The sequence below is a fragment of the Bradyrhizobium sp. CAR08 genome, from assembly GCF_052871955.1.
The window spans coordinates 47,505-71,247 of sequence record NZ_JBIXJX010000032.1; the positions used below are offsets into that span (position 1 = coordinate 47,505).

A 23,743-nucleotide genomic window follows, 5' to 3' on the forward strand; every position below is an offset into this window, starting at 1 on the left:
GTCCCATGATGAATCTTGCCGAATACCGTCATTCAAACACGCGCCTTGCTGATTTCCTGCCCTGGGCTGCTCTGGTCGACGAGGGAATTGTATTGAACAAGGACGGCTCGCTTCAGCGGACGGCGCGGTTCAGGGGGCCGGACCTCGACAGTTCCGTGCCGGCTGAGCTTGTTGCGGTCGCAAGCCGGCTGAACAACGCGCTCCGGCGTCTCGGATCGGGCTGGGCGGTTTTCGTCGAGGCGCAACGGCATTCGGCAGGGCGCTATCCGCCCGACACATTCCCGGATGTCGCGTCCGCCTTGGTGGATGCGGAGCGGAAAGCGCAATTCGAGGAGGCCGGCAGCCATTATGAATCGAGCTACTACCTCACCTTCCTTTATCTGCCGCCTGCAGAGAGTGCAGCTGTGGCCGAGCGTCTCCTGTACGAGGGCGGCCATCGCAGCGCGGGAGCGGATGCGCGCGAGGTGCTGAGTGGCTTCGTCGACCGGACCAACCGCGTGCTCCAGCTCGTTGAGGGCTTTATGCCGGAATGCGGCTGGCTAGATGACGAGGCAACGCTCACCTACCTGCACTCGACGGTCTCGACCAAGCGGCATCGTGTTCGGGTGCCGGAAATCCCGATGTATCTCGATGCGCTGCTTGCCGATCAGCCGCTGACAGGCGGGCTTGAGCCGATGCTGGGTGACGCGCATGTGCGTGTCCTGACGGTTGTGGGGTTTCCGAGCGCGACGACGCCCGGGATCCTCGATGATCTCAACCGCCTCGCATTCCCGTACCGCTGGTCCACGCGGGCGATCATGCTCGACAAGATCGATGCTCTAAAACTCCTGACCAGGATCAGGCGGCAATGGTTTGCCAAGCGCAAGTCGATTGCCGCGATCCTGAAGGAGGTGATGACGAACGAGGCGTCCACGCTTCTGGACACCGATGCCCACAACAAGGCTTTGGATGCAGATAGCGCGCTCCAGGAGCTCGGCTCGGATCAGATTGGAGAGGCCTTTTTGACGGCAACGGTCACGGTTTGGGACAGGGATCCTAGCGCGGCCGACGAAAAGCTACGCCTCGTTGAAAAGGTGATCCAGGGCCGGGACTTTACCTCAATGGCCGAGACAGTGAATGCCGTTGAGGCCTGGCTCGGCAGCCTGCCGGGACAGGTCTATGCAAACGTGCGCCAGCCGCCGGTGTCGACGCTGAATCTCGCCCACATGATCCCGCTCTCGGCGGTCTGGGCGGGAGAGGTGAGGGACCATCATTTCAAGGCGCCTCCACTGTTCTTCGGCAAGACGGAAGGATCGACCCCTTTTCGCTTCTCGCTCCATGTCGGCGATGTCGGACACACTCTGATTGTTGGGCCGACCGGCGCCGGGAAGTCGGTGCTGCTCGCGCTGATGGCGCTGCAGTTCCGGCGATATCCGCAAGCGCAGATCTTTGCATTTGATTTCGGTGGGTCGATCCGTGCGGCGGCGATCGCCATGGGCGGCGACTGGCATGATCTCGGCGGCGCGGTTGGTGGAGACTCGGCAGAATTCGTGGCGCTCCAGCCGCTTGCGCGCATCGACGATGTCGGGGAGCGCGGTTGGGCAGCCGATTGGATTGCATCGATCCTTGCGCGCGAGCGCATCGAGGTCACGCCCGAGACCAAGGATCATATCTGGTCGGCCTTGACCTCGCTCGCCTCGGCGCCAGTTCGGGAGCGGACGCTGACGGGCTTGTCCGTTCTTCTGCAATCCAATGCCTTGAAGCGCGCGCTGCAACCCTATTGCCTCGGCGGTTCGTTTGAGCGGCTGCTGGATGCCGAAGGTGAGCGGCTGGGAGAGACCTCCGTCCAGGTGTTTGAGACTGACGGGTTGATCGGGACCGGTGTCGCGCCGGCGGTTCTCTCCTATTTGTTTCACCGGATTGAGGATCGCTTCGACGGCCGTCCGACCCTTCTCATCATCGATGAGGGCTGGCTTGCGCTCGACGATGCCGATTTTGCCGGCAAGCTCCGCGAATGGTTGAAGACGCTGCGCAAGAAGAACGCCTCCGTCGTGTTTGCGACCCAGTCGCTGGCCGATATCGATGGCTCCGCAATTGCGCCCGCAATTATCGAGAGCTGCCCAACCCGGATCCTTCTTCCCAATGACCGCGCCATCGAGCCTCAGATCTTAGGCGTCTACCGGCGCTTTGGACTCAATGATCGGCAGATCGAGATCCTCGCCCGCGCGACGCCAAAGCGCGACTACTACTGCCAGTCGCGCCGGGGCAACCGGCTGTTCGAGCTCGGCCTTGGTGAGATCGCTCTGGCTTTTGCGGCCGCGTCGTCCAAGACCGACCAGACTCTCATCGAGCGGGTTCTTGAGGAGCACGGACGGGACGATTTCGTCGACGGCTGGCTCAAGGCGCGCGACCTCGGCTGGGCCTGCAATCTCATTCCGCAGCTTGCCAAGGAAGGTGACTTGTCATGAAACGTCTCCGTCCGCTGCTGGCAGCAAGTATCATCGCAATTAGCCTGACCCAAGCGCCCCGGGAAGGAAAGGCACAGTGGATCGTGTTCGATCCCAACAACTACGTGCAAAATGTGCTGACGGCCGCGCGCGAGCTGCAACAGATCAACAACCAGATCACTTCGCTGCAAAACCAAGCGCAGATGTTGATCAATCAGTCGAAGAACCTGGCGAGCCTGCCGTATTCGTCGTTGCAGCAGCTCGAGCAATCGATCCAGCGCACGCAGCAGCTGCTCAGTCAAGCGCAGCGCATTGCCTACGATGTCCAGCAGATCGATCGCGCGTTCTCGACAACTTATGCGCCGGCATCCGCGAGCATGTCCAATGGGCTCCTCGTCGCCAACGCCCAGACACGCTGGCAGAATGCGGTTGCCGGGCTGCAGGACGCCATGCGGGTGCAGGCGACCGTCGTCGGCAATCTCGATACCAACCGCACCCAGATGTCGGCCCTGGTCACGGCGAGCCAGGGCGCGTCAGGTGCTCTGCAGGCAAGTCAGGCCGGCAACCAGCTCCTTGCGCTTCAAGCCCAGCAGCTTGCTGATCTCACCGCGACGATGGCCGCGCAGGGGCGCGCACAAACGCTCGAAGCCGCGCAAAGAGCAAGTGCCCAGGATCAGGGGAGGGAGCAAATGCGGCGCTTTCTGACCCAGGGTCAGGGCTATCAACCGACAACCGTGCAGATGTTCCACTGATGATGAAGAACAGATTTGAACGGCTGCCGATCGCGGTGGCAGTTAGCCTCACAGTCCTGGTCGTCGCCGCCTGCGCCGTTCGCCTGCGCGGCGACGATAGCGCGACCCAATCTTCCGCCTCGCCCGCTGCGAAGCCCGATCCGACGGCGGCAAAGCTCGAGCAATGCCGCACCGTCACCTACGAGCAGAAAAAAGCTCTGCTCGAATGCGAGAGGATCTGGGCGGAACGGCGCAGCCAGTTCCTGGGGAAAAGCGGATCGGTAAACGGTACGGAAAGCAATGCGGGCACGGCGCCATTTTCCTCCCCGGGGCCGCGTAAGGACGAAAGCCGCCTGCCGTCGCTCTCACCCTCCGTTCCAAGCCAAAGCGAGTGAGCAATGGGCGGCACCTCCATCATCGACCAGTTCCTGGAAACCTTCACCCGCTATATCGATTCCGGATTCGGCCTGGTCGGGGGCGAAGTCGGATATCTTGCCACGATGTTAGTTGCAATCGACCTCACGCTTGCCGGCCTGTTCTGGTCCGTCGGAAGTGATGAGGAGATTCTTGCCCGGCTCGTCAAGAAAACCTTGTTTGTAGGTGTCTTCGCCTACCTGATCGGCAATTGGAACAGTCTCGCCCGCATCGTCTTCGAGAGCTTTGCCGGTCTTGGCCTCAAGGCCTCTGGCACGAGCCTTTCATCGGCGGATTTCTTGCGGCCAGGCCGGATCGCGCAGGTGGGGCTCGATGCCGGCCGTCCGATCCTGGACTCGATCTCCGGGCTGATGGGGTATGTCAGTTTTTTTGAGAATTTCGTCCAGATCGCGGTCCTGCTGTTCGCCTGGATCGTAGTGCTGCTGGCTTTCTTTATTCTCGCGATCCAGCTCTTCGTCACGCTGATCGAGTTCAAGCTGACGACGCTTGCAGGTTTCGCCCTGATCCCCTTCGGTTTGTTTGGCAAGACCGCCTTTGCGGCCGAACGGGTGCTGGGCAACGTCATCTCTTCCGGCGTCAAGGTTTTGGTCCTCGCCGTCATCGTCGGCGTTGGATCGACCTTATTCTCGCAGTTCACGGCAGGTTTCGGCGGCAATCAGCCGACCATCGAGAACGCGATGGCGCTGGTGCTCGGCGCTCTCGCCTTGTTGGGTCTCGGCATTTTCGGACCCGGGATTGCCAACGGCATCGTCTCCGGAGGTCCGCAGCTCGGCGCAGGCAGCGCCGTTGGGACGGGACTTGCCGCCGGCGGCGTCCTCGCGGCTGGCGCTGGCGTTGCGGCCGGTGCTGCCGGTCTCGCCGGCGGCGCGATTGCAGGCGCCGCAAGAGGTGGAAGCGCGATTGCAAGCGGCTCCATGAGCGTGTTTCGGGCGGGAAGTCGGTCCGGCTCCGAGGCGAGCGCGTCCAGGGCTGCTAGTCCCTTGCGCTCGGTCGCAGCTGGACTTCGTGGAGCGGCGAGCGATGCCGGTAAGGGGGAAGGGGACGCCTCGAGACCTTCCGACAGTGCGCCCGCTTGGGTTCGGCGCATGAAGAGAGCACAGACGATCAGCCACGGCGCATCAGCGGCAACCCACGCGATCCGTTCGGGTGATGCCGGCGGGGGCGGCGGATCTGTCGACCTCACCCAACATGACAGCTGATTCTTCTGATCGACCAATTCCGTTTTCTCACCCGTCACTTGAGGTCTAGCAATGTTCAAACGATCGGCCGTTCACTATGGCCGCACGCCAGAAGCCGTCACCCCTTATCAACGCGCAGCCCAGGTCTGGGATGATCGCATTGGGTCTGCGCGCGTGCAGGCTAAGAACTGGCGCCTGATGGCCTTTGGCTGCCTCTTCTTATCCGCTGGTTTCGCCGGCACCCTGGTCTGGCAATCGGCGCATGGGACGATCACGCCCTGGGTGGTCGAGGTCGATCAATTGGGGGAAGCAAAAGCCGTTGCTCCGGCAAACGCCAGCTATCAACCGACCGATCCGCAAGTAGCTTTTCACCTGGCGCGCTTCATCGAGCATGTGCGTGGCCTGCCGATGGACGCCATCGTCCTTCGCGAAAACTGGCTCCGCGCCTACGACTTTACGACCGATCGCGGCGCCGTCGCGCTGAATGACTATGCACGCAACAACGATCCATTCGCCAAGCTCGGCAAGACGCAAATTGCGATCGAGGTCTCGAGCGTCATCCGGGCATCCCCTGAGAGCTTTCGCCTCGCCTGGGTCGAGCGGCGCTACGACAACGGTCAGCTAGCCGCAACCGAGCGGTGGAGCGCGATCGTCAGCATCATCCTCGAGATGCCTCGCGATCTCGAGCGCCTCCGCAAGAATCCGCTTGGCATCTACGTCAACGCCATCAACTGGTCGAAGGAGCTGAGTTAGCAATGCCGTCAGGTCTCGTTATTGCGTCGCAGAGAGTCCGTCCGAGCCTGGCTCTGGCTCTCGTTATTGGTGTGTCCACCCTGGGCGGGTGCACCACGTTCAAGCCGCCGCAAATCAGTTACGATAGCGATGTCCCGCCAGATCCAGATCTGCCGGCACTTGCCGACGATCGGCCGCGGCCGCTGCATGTCCCACCGGCGTGGAAGGCGGCGCGCGGCGGCAAGAACGCGGAAGCCAAGGAGCCCGTCGAGCGCATTGAGACCGCGAATGACGCGGCACGCGTGCAGCCGCGCAAAGCCGGCTACTTCAATGCGGTGCAGGTGTTTTCGTATAGTCCGGGCGCTCTCTATCAGGTCTATGCCGCGCCGGGGCAGATCACCGACATCGCCTTGGAGCCCGGCGAGCAACTGATCGGGTCGGGACCAGTTGCCGCGGGTGATACCGTGCGTTGGGTGGTCGGGGACACCGAAAGCGGCAGCGGCGACACGCGACGCGTCCACATCATGGTCAAGCCGACACGTCCGGCGATCGAGACCAATCTCGTCGTCAACACGGATCGGCGCACTTACCTCATCGAACTCCGCTCCCGGGAAAAGCCCTACATGCCACAGGTCTCGTGGTTCTATCCGGAGGATCGGACCGCGCGTGGTCGAGCTCTGCCGCCCACACCCGTCATCCCGGCCCAGGCGCAGCGCCGTTACCGCTACGCCATCGAGGGAGACAGCCCGCCGTGGCGTCCTGTCAATGCCTATGACGATGGGCGCAAGGTCTACATCGAGTTTTCGCCCGGCGTCGGCCAGGGCGAGATGCCGCCGCTGTTCGTGATCGGGCCCGACGGCAAGACCGAGCTCGTCAACTATCGCGCTTACGGCAATGTGCTAATCGTCGACCGGCTGTTTGCGGCCGCGGAACTGAGGCTCGGCGAGGAGCACCAGCAGAAGGTCTGGATCGTCCGAACCGACGGGAGGTCGCTGTGACAGACACCGGCCAGCCGAATGACACACCCAAGGACCCTCCTCGGGTCAAGCCGCCGGAAGATATCGCAGAAACCCTTCGGCTCCGGCCAGATCGGCCGCAAGTTACGCGCCTGTCGCGCAAGGTGCTTGCGGGTGGCAGCGCCCTTTTGCTGGTACTCATCTCTGGTGCGGTCTTCTGGGCTCTGCAGGAGAAGCGATCGCGCTCGCCGGCCACCGAGGAGCTTTACGCGACCGACCACCACAATGTCGCCGATCAGCTTGCAACCTTGCCGAAGGATTATGCTGAGATCCCGAAGGAGGTGCCGCGCCTTGGACCACCTTTACCCGGCGATCTCGGCCGGCCGATCGTTGCAGCACAGGGCTCTTCGACGTCCAGCCCGCTCGGGGTTGACGCTGAACAGCAGCGCGTCAATCAGGAGAGCGAGGCGGCACGCACCAGCAAGGTGTTTGCCAGCACGAACGTCCGCGCACAGGCCCCTGCCACATCGGCAAGTGAAGCCCCATCAAATGCAGCGCCATCATCCGACGAAGCATTCGCCCAGAATGGCCAGGATCGAAAACTTGCGTTCGTCAGTGCTTCCGTTGACCGTCGAACCACCAGTCCCGATCGCCTGGCAAGACCGGTCTCTCCCTTTGTGGTCCAGGCGGGAACGGTCATTCCGGCTGCTCTTATCACGGGGATTCGGTCCGACCTGCCTGGGCAGATCACGGCCCAAGTCACAGAATCGGTATATGATTCCCCGACCGGGCGGGCTCGCCTTATCCCGCAAGGAGCCCGGTTGATCGGGACGTATGATAGCCAAGTCGCATTTGGCCAATCGCGCGTACTCCTGGTGTGGATGCGCCTCATCTTGCCCAATGGGCGGTCGATCGTGCTGGAGCGGCAGCCGGGCGCAGATGCCGCGGGCTACTCTGGGCTTGAGGATAAGGTCGACAACCATTGGAAGGAGCTGTTGGGGGCCGCTGCGCTTTCGACACTGCTCGCCGTCGGCACCGAGGTGAATTCCGGATCGGATACGGGTAGCACCGACAGCGACCTCATCGCTGCGCTCCGCCGCGGGGCGGGGGACTCGATGAACCAGACGGGCCAGCAGGTGGTCCGCCGCAATCTCAACATCCAGCCGACCTTGACGATTCGTCCGGGATTTCCGGTGCGGGTGATCGTCAATCGCGACCTGGTGCTCGAGCCGTACAGGGGACGATAATGGCCAAACTCAAACTCGGTGCAATCGAGGACGATAAGCCAGTCAAGGTCACTCACGAACTACCCGCGCGTATCCACCGGGATCTTGTGGCCTATGCTGAAATCCTCGCGCAGGAGACCGGCCAACCGATCGGAGATCCAGCCAAGCTTATCGCCCCGATGTTGGCCCGGTTCATGGCAGCGGACCGGAGTTTCCGGAAAGCTCGACGGGCGCGTCAACGTCCGACGGGTGGCGGGGAATAGCGCTCAGCGAGCAGCTTCAGGAACTCCTGCAGGGCTGGATTGTTATTTTCGGCTCGCCAATGGGCCGAAAAGTCGAAACGGCTCGGACCCGTGCCATCGCGCAGCTCTCGGTAGGTCAGGCCCGCATAATTTGCCCCCATATCGGACTCGAGCACCAGGCTTATTCCTGTGTGCATGCTGATGAGGCTTTTGACGATTCCGCGACTGACGTCGTGGCGCTCGATCTTGGGGCGATCCTCCGGCGAGAGGAGCTTGGAAATCAGCAGATCTTCGAGCTCCTTTCCCGCGTTATAATGGCTGAGTAGCACTGTCTCGCCGCGCAGGTCAGTCCAGCACACAGTCTCGCGCCCGGCGAGCGGATGATCATGGGGCAAGGCTACAAGAACACGCTCCCTCCAAAGCGGCATTTCTTCAGTGTCCAACAATGGGAGGCTCCCTGTCACGATCAGGACATCGATTGCGCCGTTTCGAAGTGCCGCTGCCAAACGCGTCCGTGATCGTTCGACCGTCGCAAGTGCGATCTGCGGGAACCGCTCTTTGAACGCGAGTAGCGAGGCTTGCAGATTGCCTGCCGAAAGCGAGGTGCAGAAGCCGACGGTCAGACGGCCGGTTCCGCTGTTATGAACGGATCTCGCGGTGGCGATGAGCGCGTCGAACTCATCCAGAATGGTCCTTGCGAGCCGAAGCACGTCGCGACCGGCCTGCGTCGGGCGCACGCCACCGCTATGGCGCTCGAAGATGGCGATGCCCAAGTGATGCTCGATTTCGTCGATTCTTCGGCTGAGACTCGATTGTTGCGACCTCAGCAACTCCGCGGCTCCGCGGAAGCTGCCGCAATCGGCCGCAGCAACGGCCAATCGCAGGTGTCTCAGTTCGATTGCCTTGCCGGCTTGAGGGGAGGGTGTTGATCGACGTGGTTTGTGCATCGTAAGTCTTAAGCAGATGGGCTTTCCGCTCCAACGCGCAGCGATGCCCCGGATTGTACTTGCTTCAAATCCTAGGCGGCCGCTCGGATGACTGGAGCCCAGAGCACCGGACCTGAGATGTGTCCCGCTTTGCGGATGCGATGCAACGCATCGGGCGAGACCTCCAGGTATCCAGCAATGGCCGTGGTGTTTCCGAGAGGACGAGCTTTTCCGATTTTTCGGAGCGGCCAGCCCGCGCGGCGAAGAATGCGTTCCATCCTGGCGTCAGTGACGGTAACGATTTCGGTCAGTTGAATCGAAAGGCCGAATTCAATCATGCCCGCAAACAGCTCGTAAGTAGCAGCAGAAAGTCCACCACTTGCCTTCGGCGCATCCGGAGGAACATCGAGCGCGAATCGACTGCTCTCCCAAATCCGGTCGCTCCGTGGCGCCGGCTGGCCGTCCAGAAGAATCGGGAACGCGTCTCTTAGCATGGTTGGGCCGGTAGAAGGCAGAAGCCGGACGCAACCCTGAAGACGTCCGGCGTTCGAGCGGTTCAGGAGATGCACGGGTCGAAGGACATCGAACTCGTCGACTTCCATGTCGCCGCTGACCTCGACGTTCCAGTCCAGGCGCTGTTTGAAAACGCGATACCGCAGCCGGTGCATCTCGGTGAGATCGTCGACGAATTCGCCGTAGTACTCCGGCGTGATGAGCTGCATCATTCCTGCCTCCTTGCCTTGCTTCAGGCAAGCAAGCAGAGAAAGCAGGAAAGCACATCCTGTGGAGTTGCACAGGTGCTTGCAGCTTGAGGTTGATCTATTTTCGAGATTTTGACTCGGTCAACAACACGATCGCTTGACGAAGCGAGCTGACGCCAAGCTTCGCGCGCGCGTTATCCAGGTGAAATCCCGCGGTTCGCTCTGCGATGCCGAGAATGATCCCGATCTCCCCAGCTGATTTGCCGCGCGCAGACCATTCGAGACACTGGTACTCGCGAGGAGACAGCACCATCCCACCGACCATGCGATCTATCGTCCAGAAGCGTTTTGCATGTGCATGGAAAAACGTTGCGATTAGCCGCAGGCTCTGCGCGTGCTCGATCAGCGAGCGCTCAAAACCAGTTCGACGATCGTCGCTTGCAAAGCTCAGCGCGGCGATCGCGCCCTTGTCATCGTGGATAGGGAATGTAAATCCGCAGCGAATCCCAAATTTGGCGGCTTCTTCGAACAGAGCGCATTCTGCCTCCGACCGATTTCGCGCTTCGAACCCAAGTCCCCATCGGAAGGGCTTAGGCTGGCGCATAGCCCGACGTACCACCGGATCGACGGATTCGTAGCCGCGCTGCAGATAGATGGCGGTCCAGGAGGGTGGATATGTCGAGATCAGATTGGGGGCACTGGCGGGCTGATGGGGTAACGCAAGATATGCGAAGCAAGAGAATTTCAGCGCAGCGGTTATATCGGCCATGCTCTGCTGAGCTGCATCTCGGTGTGTGCTTTCGGTCAACCGCTCGGCAAATCGTTGAAAAACCCGATCCATCGTTGATGAGCCCGCGGGGCTCCCCTCGTAAGCGCTACTCGCATTTCGGATCGAGCATCGCTGCGAATAGGGCAAAACGAAGAAGAAGCCGATCTGTCCCGGCGTAGATCAAACGTGATGCCGAGAGCCTGGCTTGGTGGTGTTGAGGCGGTATCGGTTCGGCCGATTCCTTGCCGTTGCGCCGTGGTATCATCGTTGCCAGACTCGGCCGTGTCCGGTCCGCCCATCCGAAATCCTGCACGCGGACGCGGAAGATCGCCGGAATACCGCGCCGTTTGGCCTTCTGCAAATGAAGTCGGTGTTCCCAATGGACGAATACCCCGGAGGCCTGACGCCTGGGACCGTCCGCGAATATGTAGCTGCTGGGCACAGCGTACTGGTCGAGACCAATGCCGGTGATTGGCGCGACTGATGACAATTATCGCAAAGCTGGCGCCACGATTGCTGCCTTTCCTCGAGAGGTATTCGCGCCGAGCGAGATGATCGTGAAGGTCAAGGAGCCTCAGCCATCCGAATGGAACGCGGCTGCGAGAAAATCAAATCATCTTCGCTTGTTTACATTTTGCGTCGGACCCTGAGCAGGCTAACGGTCTCATCAAGTCTGGTTGCACAGCGATTGCCTATCCTGACTGGCGCGCACGGTGGGCTTCCGCAGCTTGCCCCGATGAGCGAGGTTGCCGGGAAAAACTTGTGTTTGAAGCAGCAGGTGTCCGGCGTCGGGAAAGATCGCATCCAATCGGCGAATCCGATACCTCGCGGGTCCATATCCGATCTCACTTCGAGTGCTAGCGATATCCATCAGTTCCCTATCACTCAAGTCTAACAAGGTGGCGCGCAATCTCCGGCGTTCCCGGCTCTCCCTGCTTGCCAGGCTGCGGCTTGGCTCGCAGCCCTTCCAGGCCATGATCGGCATAGAGGTGCCGCCAAAGGCTGACAATTCGCGGTGGATTCCGACTTCTTTCGCGATCGAGCGGGTGCTGCGTCCGTCCGCCGCAACAGAACTATCCGTGCCCGCTTCAAATCGCACTGCAACGTCACCGGCGAGCGAAAGTGCGCCTCAAGCACCTTGCGATCTTTCCGCGAACCGTGGACTTCCTTGCTTCGGGTACCTTGAATCATGATTCATCCGGCTCAACCGGTCGAGGTATGGTTCTCGATCCTGCAGAGGCATGCAGAGAAGATGTTTCGTGCTAATTGCGCACGTTTTCTGCATTTGCAGATGCGACCTAGCACTACTTTGGCAGAGGTCGGAGAGAGTTCGGCCGCTGCATCGCCATTCAAATTGTCAATCAATGTCAAGGAAGAGTTGTTATGGTCCGACGGTTGATCGCGGGCTGCTGCGCATTGTGCCAATCGGGCGCAGAATTTCGGCATAAAACTGCCTAGGTTGGCGCAACTCGGCCAAGCCAGAATGATACAAAAAACGCCCCGATAGAGATGACGGCGATAGCAATGACTAATTTTCCTATTACCCGGGGCAAGCGGTGGCCCCGATTTCCATTCAACGGTGCACCTCTCGGGGTGTTGATGCTTGAGCGCGGCGGGAGCGAGAATCGGCCCTTCATACCAGGGGACACCGGGAACGCCAGCACGTGGAGTGTCCCGGTGCGGTACAAAACCGTGCCTGGCTTGTACGCCAGCCAGATTTTGGGGCCCGACGCCGCGAAGATGACATCAGCCGTGGTTCAGGCGGCAACCGAACTCGTACGGGAGGGGGCACAACTGATCACCTGTGGCTGCGGGTACTCGATCCGGTATCAGGAAGCGGTCCGCGCCGCGGTAGATGTACCGTATTCCTATCTAGCCTTCTCCTCGCTCCTTTCCTCGAAAAGATGCTCCCCCAAAACAAGGCGCTCGGCATTACGTAGCAAGCCAGTCTGCACTGACTCAGGAGATGCTGGAGGCGGCCGGGCTGCGAGCCAACATTGGGCGTCGGGTGGTCGTCGCCGGACTCGATGAGGCTCCCGTGTTCACCGCCACGTGGATTAGGGGCGAGGGCGAACTCGATGCCGGTGCGGTGGAGACCGACGCAGTCGATGCCGCGCTGGCTCTCCTAAAGCACCGACCAGACATTGGGGTGCTGTTGCTTGAGTGCGGTAACTTGCCGCCCTACGCCGCCGCTGTCCAGCAGGCGGCCGGCATTCCGGTTTTCGATTATACGTCGATGGTCGAGTTCTTCGTCGGTGGGTTGATGCGCAGACCGTTCACGGGACTCCTCTGACGGTCACCTGTTCGAGTCGCAGGAATGGCGATTGTGACGTCGCGCCCGCCACAATTGAAGTCCGGCCCGCACCGCAAGGAGATATGTGGGTCGGCTGCGAGCTGCTGATGTGGCGTCGTCGGCGCATTACATTTACGGACGCATGCGCCATCCGCGTGTAGCCCTGGGGCGGATATTGAGCACTTAGTCTACAAGCCGCTATGAACCGAGGACAAATGCCTAAGATTGACACTCAACCAATCGAGGGAGCTATGGAGAAGGTAGACAAGAGGCCGGTCGAAGAAGGTGCTGGCCATAATACGCGACAATAGCCGTCTTCGCCTGTGCCTGGTCATGAAGCTCGAGCCCCGGCGTTGCAAACATTCTGAAGGATTGAGGATTGCTCATCTCGTGATCGATTAGCGGTTTCTCCACATTCAAATAGCTTCACCCGAAAGCGAGAACGAAGCCGGATCACGACATCGATATGTCAGTTCCGGCTGGCCTGACGTCTACTATGATCACATAGGAATAATTCGATGACGCAACCTCCGCCTTTCCCCGCGCCCTTTTCCGACGAAGAATACAGAGCTCGCCTCGTAGCATTGCGCAGAATAATGGCCGAGCGGCAAGTCGACCTCCTTGTCGTCGACCAGTCCGAACACATGGAGTATTTCGGCGGTTATCGTTCCACGGCGGCGATGTATCAAGCCCTGCTCGTCCCCCTCAATCAAGAACCGGTCTATATTATCCGTGCGCTCGATTCTCCAAGGTTTGGCGCATTAAGCCGTTTCCCTGCTTTCGTGTCGTTCGATGACGACGGCAATCCGATCAAGCTCATGGCCGAGACAATCAAAGCTCGCGGTTTTGGAGCCTCGGCCATCGGTCTTGAACGCGACAGCCATTTCCTCACTGTAAACCGAGCATTGGAGCTCGAAAACCTACTGCCAAGTGCAAAGTTCGCTGATTTCTCCCGTGTCATGTGGGAAATGCGGCTGGTCAAATCCCCGCTCGAGGTTGCTTGCCTCCAGATGGCTTCCGAGATCTGCGACCGAGCGGCGGCCGCCGCCTTCGATGCAGCTCGGGCAGGTATTAGCGAGCGTGAAGTTTTCGCCGCCATGACCGGCCAAGCATGGCGCAGTGGCGCGGATAATGCGCAGGTCGCCGTCATTTCGTCTGGACCTTCGACGTCATTCCATGCCTCGCTCGGCGGCCGCGTGTTGGAGAAGGGAGACATTGTGTTTGTCGAACCGGTTCCGCACTTTCGCGGCTACACCGCGCGAATGATGCGTCCGAAGACGATTGGTGCTCCGACTGAAGAGCAACTCCGGATTGCGGAAACAATCATTCGAATTCAGGATGAACAGTTTCGCACCATGAAGCCCGGCGCAAATGCACGGGATGTCGATCGCGTTCTGCGCGAGGGGATCTTGGCGGCAGGATTGCGCGACAGCTACACCAATCTCACCGGCTATACGCTCGGACTCAAATGTCCTCCTCGCACCAGTGATTTCACGCGGGTCTTCCTGCCCAAAAGCGACTGGAAGCTCGAGGAGAGCCAGGTGTTTCATATGTATACCTCGGCTAGTGGCCTGCCATTTAGCGAAACCGTCCTCGTTACACCGGAAGGCGGAAAGCGCCTGACGAAGATGGAGCGCAAGCTCTTCTCTTGAGTCCCGTCGGGTCTGAGCTCAATCCGGATCCATCGGGTGGGTGCTCGCCGAGCGGCTGTCTCGAATTTCAATTGTTACAAAACGTGTGGCCTGAAGGAGATGCATCGTGAAAACCTTCGGGAGTTCTGTGCCTTGGGGCGCGGCTGCAGCTTAAATTGAGTCTCGTCAGTGAATCGCTCCAGATAGCCCAATAGGTTTCTGATCAGCTCGGGTTCAAAACGGCTTTGCTTCTGATGGAGATCGTACGCACAGACGCTTTTCGGCCGTAGTGCAAGTCTGAGGTTTATTTCACCGAGAAGCGCCCCTGCGCTGCAGCAAAACATCCCGACCGGCAGAAATGCGATGAAAATAGCCTTGGGAGATCAATATTCTGAATGGAACGGCCTACCACCAATCATCGAGCCTCGGTCGAGCTAGAATCTAGCTCAAGCTATTAGAAAAGATGGTCGCAACCTGAAGGTCCGTACGAAGTGTTTGGCAAAACCTGCTTTGCCGCGACTCGATTAGGGGAAAGCTGAGTTCTAGGAAACTAGATCAACCAGCGCCGCTAGATTACAAGAGCGCCTCGTGAATGAGAAACTGATTAAAGTCTCGGCGCCGCACGCGCCCTTGTACGCAAATCGCGAGAGCTGCGTTCTTGCACTCCTGCGCAGTCGATGAAAGATGGCTAAATGACACAAAGCGGACTCGTGGGGAGCAATGCATTAGCCGTCGCGAACGAAATGCGCAATTCGCGGGTAAGTCAGCCGCTTGTTGCTGTCTCGGCGGATGTTTGCGAGCTATATGACTATCGGTGGCACGCGACGCCCCAACAGTATCTTGAGGCGGCGGTCGCCAGCGCCGGCGTGTTTCCCTTGATAGTTCCTTCTCTCGGCGACGGCCTCGATTTCGATCAGCTCCTCGGCGCAGTTGACGGCGTGATGATTACAGGCTCGGGCTCTAACGTCCATCCCGCCCTTTATTGCGGCGATGCGAGTGAGGCAAATGGGCCCTATGATCCAGCGCGAGATTCAACGACGTTGCCTTTGATCCGTAAGGCCATTGACAACGGAATTCCGCTACTTGCCATCTGCCGCGGTCTTCAAGAACTTAATGTCGCGCTTGGCGGCACGCTAGCCACCGAGGTTCAAGACCGGCCCGGCATGCTCGATCATCGGGCGCCGCCGAGTGACAGCCGCGACGAACGGTTCTCTATCCGCCAGACAATAACTATCAAGCCCGATAGCTGCCTCTCCAGGTTGTGCGGAGCAGGCGAAATAAGTGTGAATTCCGTACACCGTCAGGCTATCGAACGGCTGGCAGCCCGGCTTGATGTTGATGCCGTAGCCGAGGACGGAATTGTGGAAGCAGTGTCGGTTCGGAACGCGCGGGGGTTCGCGCTCGGCGTTCAATGGCACCCCGAATACTGGGTAACATCCGACGGACCGTCCGCACGCATTTTTCGCGCGTTTGGAGATGCAGTCCGTGCCCACGCTGGGATGAGGCTCCGTGCACCACTGCGTGCAGCCCAATCGTGACGAGAGGTTCACACCACCACGACGAGGTATTCTCTGATCTTTCGGCTCGCCAGACGCCATAGTAGCCTCAGATAGGGGACGAGTCATTGACACAGCCTTTAGCTTTTCCGCTCCCCTTTCCTGTGGACGAATTCCGCGCGCGACTTGCAGCATTGCGCGCCATCATGGCCGAGCGTCGCGTCGACCTGCTTGTTGTGGATCAGTTAGACCATATGGTCTATTTCGGCAGTTACCGGTCAACAGCGGCCATGTACCAAGCCTTGCTCATTCCCCTCGAGCAAGAACCGGTCGCGATCATTCGCGCGCTCGATGCTCCACTCTTCAGCGAACTGAGCTGGCTAACTGAGTGCGTGTCATTTGACGATGGCGAAAATCCGATCGAGCTTGTGGCCGACACGATCAAAGCGCATGGTTTTGGAAACTCGGTCGTGGGCGTTGAGCGCGACAGTCATTTTCTGACGGTAAACCGGGCATTAGAGCTCGAAAGCTTGCTGCCAAACGCAACGATCGTTGATTTCTCCCACGTCATGTGGGAAATGCGGCAGGTCAAATCACCGCTCGAACTTGCTTGCCACGAGGTGGCCGCCGAGATCTGCGTCCGCGCAGCCACGGCAGGCTTCGACGCAGCGCGAGCCGGTGTCAATGAGCGTGAGGTTTTTTCAGCCTTGACCAGCGAAGCATTTCGCAGCGGTGCGGACAATGCGCAGATCGCCGTCATCTCGTCCGGACCTTCGACATCCTTTCACGCCTCGCTCGGCGGCCGCGTATTGGAGGACGGGGACGTTGTCTTTATAGAAGCGGTACCACACTTCCGTGGTTATACTTCGCGAATTATGCGCCCGAAATCGATCGGTGCGCCGACTGATGAACAAGTCCGGACCGCAGAAACGATGATTCGAATCCAGGACGAACAGTTCCTTGCTATGAAGCCTGGAGTATTTGCAAGAGATGTCGACCGCGTCGTCCGCGAGGGCATGTTGGCTGCTGGATTGCGGGACAGCTACACCAATATCACCGGCTATTCACTTGGATTCTCATGTCCGCCTCGCACCAGCGATTTCACTCGAGTCTTCCTACCCAGCAGCGACTGGAAGCTGCAGCAGAATCAGGTTTTCCATATGTATACGTCCGCGAGTGGTCTGCCGTTCAGTGAAACGATCGTAGTTAGCCCCCAAGGAGGGAAGCGCTTGACCAAAATGGATCGTCGGCTTTTCTTCTGATGTCAGCCGCCGTATTCGCTCGGTGCCGTTCACGGCTTCGCTCGCAAAGAACGGTTTTGACCCTTTCTATTGCTCTCCAAACAATGAGTCATCTGGCGACTTCAGCCTAGATTTGCGTTAAAAGTATCTAGTGTCCTGAGCCAGAAGTTCGCGATATTAGGTCGTGTTCTGCTGGGGCATTCTACCTGCAGAAGCGTTCGATGGAAGTAAGGAAGTCATCGGCGGACTCTGTCCATCGGAACGGGTTGGGATCGGCATTGTGTCGGGCGATGAATGAAGGATATCAGCTCTAAGAGAGCGCTGCGATAGACGCCGCGGCTGATCGTCTTACCCGTGAGGAGCGCGAAGAAGTGTTCGACCTAATTGAGCCAGGACGAACTGGTCGGGGTGAGTTCACGTGCCAGCGGCGGCCTGTTAGCCAGCCATCTTTGGATCAATGGGTCTTATGCGTCGCGTATTTGTCGATGACGAGGTGGACGTCGTTCGCAGCGGCACCGAAGCCTCGATCTCGTCGGGGAAGTTGCGGAATTCGGCAGCACGATGACGTCCGTAGCACTTGCCGATGATCCGTCCGGTCGCAATGTCGAGGGCGGCGAACAGTGATGTGGTGTCGTGTCTCTTGAAGCCATTGCTTCTTCTGGCCGGCCGACCGGGCTCCTCGCGCTCACACTGGGTCAACGTGTCATCCTTCATCGATGCCTATACGCGCGTGAACCGGCGGCCGCCCGCAGAGGCCGATATCCAGCGCATTCCGCCAATGAAAACAAATCCGCAGAACTGCGCCCTAATAGGCGCTTGGCTTGCGGAATTCCTGCACGATCGAGTACCTGTTTCAGCTAACATTCGACTGCAGCACCGTTCTTCAAGCCATTTCGCAGATCAAGGGGCTCGTGCCCGGACCAAGGACCCGATTAATGATCAAGCTGCGAGCATTCCATGGAGGCGAAAAGTGAGCAGTGCAGAGGGCGCCTTTCGTTCGGAAAAAGGCCTCTCGTGCAGGAATCTGCCCGAGTAGCCGCACAATGCGCCGCAAATATTCGTTCCATAACATGCAGAATGAAACCCACTCAGGGCTCCGCGCCTCCGGTAATTCGGATACGTCTGTGTAGGGATCTTGGCCAAATGAAAGTGCTCTGTCTGTGGTATGCGACCAAAGATGAGATCACATATATCAAAGCAGCTATGCCCGCTGGTACAGAGGTTATAGCAGCTGAAGGGGAGTATCTTTCTCGGTTTGATTGCACTTACTCAGATGTAAAGCACCACGTCGCCGATGCCGACGCTATTATCGCATTGAGTGTCCCGGAAGGTGCGCTGGAAAATGCAAAAAAACTCAAGGTGTTTTCTTGGCTCCATTCTGGCGTTGACGACCTGCGACTTATGGGGGCGCTATCGCTCTTTAAGCAGCGCGGCGTCAAACTTACGAACATTCGTGGTGCCAATGCGGTTGCTGTCGCGGAGCAGGCGATGATGTTCGTGCTTACCCTCGCGAAGAAAACGTTGCTCAAGCATCAGAAACTGCTGCAACGACAAAAACCCTTTCCGTTGTATGCAGATGAGTATCGATCGGCAATGTTGCACGGTCGTACGATCGGGATTATCGGCCTTGGACAAATTGGCAGCCGGATTGCTAAGCATGCAAAGGGGTTCGACATGCATGTTCTCGGAGTCCGCCGAGACAGCGGGAAGCCCGTGGAGTGCGTAGATTCGGTTCACGGGATCGACGAGTTACAGTCAGTTCTTGCGAGATCTGATTATGTTGTCGTAGCGGTTCCCAATACACCGGAAACCAGTCAGTTGCTAGGCAATGCCGAAATTGGAGCTATGAAGCCCTCTGCCTTTCTGATCAACATATCGCGAGGGAGTGTGATTCGAGAGAAGCCTCTCTATGAAGCTCTTACATCCAGTCGTTTGCGCGGCTACGCAGCGGACGTGTGGTGGCATTATGGATTCGGGAGGGCCTTTCCAGGGGCCTCGGGTTCACGCTTGGCGGTTCACCAGCTTCCGAATGTGATCGGGTCTGAGGATCAAGCTGCAAATGCGGACGGCGTTCTGCAACGAAATATCGAGCGGGGTACTCAGAACTTGGTGGAATTTGCGACGGGGAAGCCACTCACGCGGGAAGTTAGCTTGGAGTTAGGCTATTAGACTAGACCGGCTGACGATTCATAAGAGCTGCGTGAACGTCTCAGCATAGCCCCGGGGTCTGCTAGTATCCGAGTCAGAAGTTCGCAAATCGTAAATTTGCATTAGATTCGCGTTGCGGTGCCAAGGATGGAGGATGCGCAGCGACAGCGACGGAGAACCTGATCGCCGCCACCCTGACATCGAGCGATGAAGAGCGTGCCGAACTGAAGTCACTGATGACGGAAGACGACTTGGCTCTGCGAGCGCGGATCGTGCTGACCTGCACGGAAGGCGGTCAGAAAAAGGAAGTGGCGGCCAGCTGGGCTTTGACCGATCGACAGTAGGCAAGCGGCAGCGGCGTTTTATTTAGCAGCCGCGGCGTCGCCTCTCTTAAAGCTGACATTATTCTTTCATCGACCGACACAATGCCGGTCCCAAACCGTTCCGATGGACAAAGTCCGCCGGTGACATCCTCGTCTGGGAGCCGCATATGTGCCTGCCGATGTAGGCTTTGCGACCAACCAAAGCTTGATACGAGAATGGTCGCACGCGCGATAGCCGCATCTGTACCATCCAGTGGGCCGTCTACGGCGTTGGCAACATCTAGCAGCAACTACACTCGATCAGCGCGCTTCGCACGAAAGACCACCGCCACGCCCTTCTTCTTGGCCCAACGTCTCCTTCGCGAAGAGCGCGAAGCCATCCGCACCCTTTCTGAAGTCCACAGGTTGGGTCGCCAGGTAAATCGTGAGGCCCGCGGCTGACGTCAGCATGAACGTGTCCGCCGCAGAGCCATGAACACGTCACTAAGCACCGAAAGGCCAGGCGCCGCGTACCTCTAGGCGAGGTACGCAAAGCAGGACAATCCAGCGCCGTCGCGGTGAGCGACATGGTCTTTGCGAAACCATCAGCATCTTCGGCGCGAGATCGACGAATGTCCGAAGATCCGGTGCACAATTGTGCCTGATGCTCGAGCGAACTCGCTCCGAAATCTTGTCGCCAAGCGTACACCAATTCTGACGCCAACCATGACAGAATCGTGGTGCGAAGCTCAAAGGGGGTCATCAATCCCGGACGGTCCTTTTGGACCCCAGCGAACGATGCGGGCTCAGCCGTCCTTAAACCTGCGCGGTGAGGTCGAGATTTGCTGAATTTCTGCGTCATTCAGTGATTTGCGGAGCGGGTTTGCGTGATGTTTAGAATATAACGCGGCGGCCATTTAGGAGATTGCAGATGAAGGTCGGCGTTCCCAAGGAAATCAAGACGCACGAATACCGTGTAGGCCTGACACCTGGAGCCGTCCGGGAATATGTGGCCGCCGGCCATAGCGTGCTCGTTGAGACCGATGCCGGCGCTGGTATTGGTGCGACTGACGACAGCTATCGCAAAGCTGGCGCAACGATTGCAGCCTCCGCTCGCGAGGTGTTCGCGTCGAGCGAGATGATCGTAAAGGTGAAGGAGCCACAGCCTTCCGAATGGAGTCAATTGCGAGAGAACCAGATCCTGTTCACTTACCTGCATTTGGCGCCGGACCCGGAGCAGGCCAAGGGTCTCCTGAAGTCCGGATGCACTGCCGTCGCTTACGAAACTGTCACCGATGCGCATGGCGGGCTTCCGTTGCTTGCGCCGATGAGCGAGGTTGCGGGCAGGCTTGCGATCGAGGCTGCCGGTGCAGCCCTAAAGCGGTCTGCTGGTGGTCGGGGGGTATTGATCGGAGGCGTGCCAGGCGTTCAGCCGGCCCGTATCGTCGTAATCGGGGGAGGCGTTGTCGGCACGCACGCAGCCCGCATGGCGGCGGGCCTGGGTGCTGAGGTCACCATCCTCGACCGTTCGATCCCGCGGCTTCGCGAACTGGATGAGCTGTTCGAGGGTCGGGTTCGTACCAGGTTCTCAACGATAGACTCCGTTGAAGAGGAGGTATTCGCCGCCGATGTCGTCATTGGCGCGGTACTTGTCCCTGGCGCGAGTGCGCCAAAACTTGTCCGCCGTGAGATGTTGAGCTCGATGCGGAGAGGGGCTGTGATCGTGGATGTCGCTATCGATCAGGGCGGGTGCTTCGAGACGTCGCGTCCGACGACGCACGATAGCCCGACTTACGACGTGGACGGCGTCATCCACTACTGCGTCGCAAATATGCCGGGGGCTGTGCCGCTGACCTCGAGTCAGGCCCTGAACAACGCGACGCTGCCATTTGGCTTGGCTCTCGCGAACAAGGGATTTGCAGCGGTGCTCGAAAATCCTCATCTGCGCGCAGGCCTCAACGTCTATCGAGGCCGATTGACCTACAAAGCTGTGGCCGACAGCCTTGGCCTCCCATTCTCTCCGATCGAACAGGCTGCAGCCTGATCCCAGAGGCCCTCTAGGGGCGTTTCCTCCCTGACTCGGGCCACTCCTTCGGGAGTGGCCCCCTTTTAAGGGGACGGTTGGTTACTTGAGATCGAGGACGGATGACGGATCTCACAGCAATGGCGCGCTCGTCAGAAAGCTTGGCCAGTGTACGCCCATGTTGTTAACGGGAAGACTGATGGGTGATTCAGTCCGAAAACGGGACCCTGCGTCACTGCGCTATGCTCCTGGTCGATCACAGCCTCGAACATGTAGCCGAGACGCCGGAGACGGGCATTGTCGGTTGTGTGTACGTCCTCGAGGCGCGCCACGATAGCAAGAAGGATCCGCAATATGACTGACCATTTGCCCGCGGTGCTTAAGGCGCTTGATGGCTCCAGAGATGCAGCTCTCAAGCGCCTCTTTGAGGTGCTGCGGATTCCCAGTATCTCGACCGATCCAGCATATAAGGAGAGTTGCAGGGAGACGGCAGAGTGGTGCGTCAACACGCTTCGGGAGATTGGTTTCGAGGCGGGGTTGCGAGAAACGACCGGCCACCCAATGGTCGTGGCCCATGGGGGGGCGCAGGAGGCCACAGGCAAGCCTCACGTTCTCTTCTATGGTCACTACGACGTGCAGCCGCCAGATCCACTCGATTTGTGGACCTCTCCGCCATTCGAGCCGCGGCTGGGAGTCGAACCAGGCAATGGTGAGGTAATTCTGGCGCGTGGTGCAGACGATAGCAAGGGCCAGTTTTCGACCTTCCTCGAGGCCTTCCGCGCTTGGAAGAATGTCGCGGGCGAGCTGCCGATTCGAGTCACCGTTCTTCTTGAAGGTGAGGAAGAATGCGGCTCGCAGAGCCTGCCGAGTTTCTTAGCCGAGCACGGCAATGAAATCACCTGCGATCTGGCTCTAATCTGCGATACGGTGCAGTGGGATAAGGATACGCCGGGAATCACTCTGTCAATGCGCGGGATCATCGGGGCGGAAGTCGTGCTGACTGGTCCGAACCGCGATCTGCACTCTGGTCAGTATGGCGGACCTGCGCTCAATCCCATCGGTGCCCTCGTTCGCGTTCTCGCAGGGCTGCATGACGAGGATGGTCATGTGATGGTGCCCGGGTTTTACGAGGGGATTCCGAAGCTGTCGACGCAGAGGAGGCAGCAGTTGGAAGGACTTGGGTTCAACGCCGCAGCGTTCTTGGGTGACATCGGTCTGAGCCAGCCGGCGGGAGAAACAGGCTACAGCGCGCTCGAGCAACTTTGGGTGCGTCCAACCTGCGAGTTCAATGGCATCACTGGTGGCTACCAGGGCGTCGGAAACAAGACGGTGATCCCATCCAGAGCATCAGCCAAGCTGACGTGCCGCTTGGTGCCCGGCCAAGATCCGGAAAAGATCCTGGCCTCACTGGAAGATTTTATCCGCAGCCGCGCGCCCAAGGATTGCGCCATCGAATTCTTGCGCAATGATGAAGGCCACCCTGCCTTTTCGTTTGATCCTCATATGCCGCACGTCGCCGCGGCGGCCAAGGCCCTTGAGGAAGAATGGGGCCGCCCAGCCGCCCTGATGGGAGCGGGAGGTTCGGTCCCGATCGTCGCCGCCTTCAATCAGCAACTTGGCATGGATTGCTTGCTGGTTGGATTCGCTTTGGATGATGACCGAATTCATTCGCCCAACGAGAAGTACAACCTTACGAGCTTTCAGAAGGGAGCGCGCAGCTGGGCAAGGATTATCGATCGTCTCGCCCGGACTTCGTAGCATACAGACGGTCAGCCGCCTTGTGATCGCGGTGGACGCGCCTGCCAGTAGAACAGCCCTCACGGCACTAGCCATCTACAAACGAGCAATTTCTTCAAGGAACGCAAGCTATGGCAAACGACCTTTCTCAAAGAAACGGGCAAATGAACCAGACCACAGACTCTTCTTTCGAATCGAAAGCAAAAGAGGCGTTGGAAAGAGCCAAGCTGACGGGTGAGTGGGATTTTCCGCTCGCAGACGCCGCAACCGATGCTGCCGAAATGACGTATATCGATTGGGCGTACTGGTACTACAAGTTGGAGAAGCCGACGCTAAAAGCGGAAAATGGTGTATCGGAGGTTCTCTTTTTGAACGACAAGTCCATCGTAAATCTGCCAGATGGTTTCCAAAAGGACACCTCTGTCACGCTAGGCGCGGCGGGCGATTTGATGCCCCTAGATGGAATTGAATTGTCGAAAAACATACTTTTTGAGAGCATTGCCGATGTTCTCTTCGACGTTGATATCTCCTTCGCAAATTTCGAGGCTCC

At 59.0% G+C, this 23,743-nt stretch carries 20 protein-coding genes and 3 pseudogenes; 17 read left to right on the plus strand and 6 right to left on the minus strand.

From position 1 onward, the window contains the following. Positions 1-5 precede the first annotated feature (5 nt). From trbE to ACIPUD_RS37610, 8 genes are read left to right on the plus strand one after another with little or no spacing between them, the layout of a single operon-like run. The gene (gene trbE, locus ACIPUD_RS37575; protein ID WP_446482707.1) at positions 6-2,447 is read left to right on the plus strand and encodes a conjugal transfer protein TrbE; all 2,442 of its coding nucleotides are present in this window, start codon (positions 6-8) and stop codon (positions 2,445-2,447) included. After that, positions 2,444-3,178 (plus strand): P-type conjugative transfer protein TrbJ, encoded by a 735-nt coding sequence (gene trbJ / locus ACIPUD_RS37580; protein ID WP_446482708.1) that lies wholly within the window; start codon positions 2,444-2,446, stop codon positions 3,176-3,178. The genes trbE and trbJ overlap by 4 nt, the downstream gene beginning before the upstream one ends. Continuing rightward, on the plus strand, positions 3,178-3,552 hold the full coding sequence (gene trbK-alt, locus ACIPUD_RS37585) for a putative entry exclusion protein TrbK-alt (protein ID WP_446482709.1): 375 nt from the start codon (positions 3,178-3,180) through the stop codon (positions 3,550-3,552). Before trbJ ends, trbK-alt begins: the two co-directional genes overlap by 1 nt. A gap of 3 nt (positions 3,553-3,555) precedes the next feature. Next, complete coding sequence (trbL, locus tag ACIPUD_RS37590) at positions 3,556-4,791, plus strand: P-type conjugative transfer protein TrbL (RefSeq protein ID WP_446482710.1); 1,236 nt, start codon at positions 3,556-3,558, stop codon at positions 4,789-4,791. A gap of 51 nt (positions 4,792-4,842) precedes the next feature. After that, positions 4,843-5,523, plus strand: coding sequence for a conjugal transfer protein TrbF (trbF, locus tag ACIPUD_RS37595; protein ID WP_446482711.1), 681 nt, complete (start codon positions 4,843-4,845; stop codon positions 5,521-5,523). Positions 5,524-5,525: 2 nt separating this feature from the next. Beyond that, positions 5,526-6,500 carry a P-type conjugative transfer protein TrbG gene (gene trbG, locus ACIPUD_RS37600; protein WP_446482712.1) on the plus strand — a complete coding sequence of 325 codons (975 nt, stop codon included), beginning with the start codon at positions 5,526-5,528 and terminating at the stop codon, positions 6,498-6,500. After that, positions 6,497-7,705 (plus strand): TrbI/VirB10 family protein, encoded by a 1,209-nt coding sequence (locus ACIPUD_RS37605; RefSeq protein ID WP_446482713.1) that lies wholly within the window; start codon positions 6,497-6,499, stop codon positions 7,703-7,705. The genes trbG and ACIPUD_RS37605 overlap by 4 nt, the downstream gene beginning before the upstream one ends. Then, the gene (locus ACIPUD_RS37610; protein ID WP_354125171.1) at positions 7,705-7,947 is read left to right on the plus strand and encodes a DUF2274 domain-containing protein; all 243 of its coding nucleotides are present in this window, start codon (positions 7,705-7,707) and stop codon (positions 7,945-7,947) included. The genes ACIPUD_RS37605 and ACIPUD_RS37610 overlap by 1 nt, the downstream gene beginning before the upstream one ends. On the opposite strand, the gene ACIPUD_RS37615 is transcribed toward ACIPUD_RS37610, so the two are convergent. From ACIPUD_RS37615 to ACIPUD_RS37625, 3 genes are all read right to left on the minus strand, one after another. After that, positions 7,920-8,873, minus strand: coding sequence for a LysR substrate-binding domain-containing protein (locus tag ACIPUD_RS37615; protein WP_446482714.1), 954 nt, complete (start codon positions 8,871-8,873; stop codon positions 7,920-7,922). The two genes, ACIPUD_RS37610 and ACIPUD_RS37615, sit on opposite strands and share 28 nt — an antisense overlap. A gap of 71 nt (positions 8,874-8,944) precedes the next feature. Continuing rightward, complete coding sequence (locus tag ACIPUD_RS37620; RefSeq protein WP_446482715.1) at positions 8,945-9,577, minus strand: acyl-homoserine-lactone synthase; 633 nt, start codon at positions 9,575-9,577, stop codon at positions 8,945-8,947. Positions 9,578-9,671: 94 nt separating this feature from the next. Continuing rightward, positions 9,672-10,394, minus strand: coding sequence for a LuxR family transcriptional regulator (locus ACIPUD_RS37625; RefSeq protein WP_446482716.1), 723 nt, complete (start codon positions 10,392-10,394; stop codon positions 9,672-9,674). 289 nt (positions 10,395-10,683) lie between these two features. Here ACIPUD_RS37625 and ACIPUD_RS37630 point away from each other — a divergent pair. Then, a pseudogene (locus tag ACIPUD_RS37630) lies at positions 10,684-11,079 on the plus strand (alanine dehydrogenase); the annotation flags it as partial. Between the two features lie 175 nt (positions 11,080-11,254). On the opposite strand, the pseudogene ACIPUD_RS37635 reads toward ACIPUD_RS37630, so the two are convergent. After that, positions 11,255-11,513 (minus strand): annotated as a pseudogene (locus tag ACIPUD_RS37635) (helix-turn-helix domain-containing protein); the annotation flags it as partial. Between the two features lie 775 nt (positions 11,514-12,288). Here ACIPUD_RS37635 and ACIPUD_RS37640 point away from each other — a divergent pair. The 4 genes from ACIPUD_RS37640 (at position 12,289) to ACIPUD_RS37655 (ending at position 17,004) form a co-directional block, all read left to right on the plus strand. After that, positions 12,289-12,615: a hypothetical protein gene (locus ACIPUD_RS37640; RefSeq protein ID WP_446482717.1), complete on the plus strand. Its 327-nt coding sequence runs from the start codon at positions 12,289-12,291 to the stop codon at positions 12,613-12,615. A gap of 518 nt (positions 12,616-13,133) precedes the next feature. Next, a complete protein-coding gene (locus tag ACIPUD_RS37645) occupies positions 13,134-14,267 on the plus strand; it encodes a M24 family metallopeptidase (protein ID WP_446482718.1) in 1,134 nt (377 codons plus the stop codon). Between the two features lie 722 nt (positions 14,268-14,989). After that, on the plus strand, positions 14,990-15,784 hold the full coding sequence (locus ACIPUD_RS37650; protein ID WP_446482725.1) for a gamma-glutamyl-gamma-aminobutyrate hydrolase family protein: 795 nt from the start codon (positions 14,990-14,992) through the stop codon (positions 15,782-15,784). 86 nt (positions 15,785-15,870) lie between these two features. Then, positions 15,871-17,004: a M24 family metallopeptidase gene (locus ACIPUD_RS37655; RefSeq protein ID WP_446482719.1), complete on the plus strand. Its 1,134-nt coding sequence runs from the start codon at positions 15,871-15,873 to the stop codon at positions 17,002-17,004. Between the two features lie 414 nt (positions 17,005-17,418). On the opposite strand, the gene ACIPUD_RS37660 is transcribed toward ACIPUD_RS37655, so the two are convergent. Beyond that, positions 17,419-17,697, minus strand: coding sequence for a hypothetical protein (locus ACIPUD_RS37660; RefSeq protein ID WP_446482720.1), 279 nt, complete (start codon positions 17,695-17,697; stop codon positions 17,419-17,421). Between the two features lie 429 nt (positions 17,698-18,126). On the opposite strand from ACIPUD_RS37660, the gene ACIPUD_RS37665 reads away from it, so the two are divergent. Then, positions 18,127-19,152 (plus strand): NAD(P)-dependent oxidoreductase, encoded by a 1,026-nt coding sequence (locus ACIPUD_RS37665; RefSeq protein WP_446482721.1) that lies wholly within the window; start codon positions 18,127-18,129, stop codon positions 19,150-19,152. A 602-nt stretch (positions 19,153-19,754) separates the two neighbouring features. Here ACIPUD_RS37665 and ACIPUD_RS37670 read toward each other — a convergent pair. Further along, entirely contained in the window at positions 19,755-19,904 is a 150-nt protein-coding gene (locus ACIPUD_RS37670; protein ID WP_446482722.1) for a hypothetical protein, read from the minus strand. Positions 19,905-20,364: 460 nt separating this feature from the next. Between ACIPUD_RS37670 and ald the strand changes: the two genes are divergently transcribed. From ald to ACIPUD_RS37685, 3 genes and pseudogenes are all read left to right on the plus strand, one after another. Next, the gene (gene ald, locus ACIPUD_RS37675) at positions 20,365-21,477 is read left to right on the plus strand and encodes an alanine dehydrogenase (RefSeq protein WP_446482723.1); all 1,113 of its coding nucleotides are present in this window, start codon (positions 20,365-20,367) and stop codon (positions 21,475-21,477) included. A gap of 333 nt (positions 21,478-21,810) precedes the next feature. Continuing rightward, positions 21,811-23,214 carry a dipeptidase gene (locus ACIPUD_RS37680; RefSeq protein WP_446482724.1) on the plus strand — a complete coding sequence of 468 codons (1,404 nt, stop codon included), beginning with the start codon at positions 21,811-21,813 and terminating at the stop codon, positions 23,212-23,214. A gap of 110 nt (positions 23,215-23,324) precedes the next feature. Further along, positions 23,325-23,743 (plus strand): annotated as a pseudogene (locus ACIPUD_RS37685) (hypothetical protein); the annotation flags it as partial.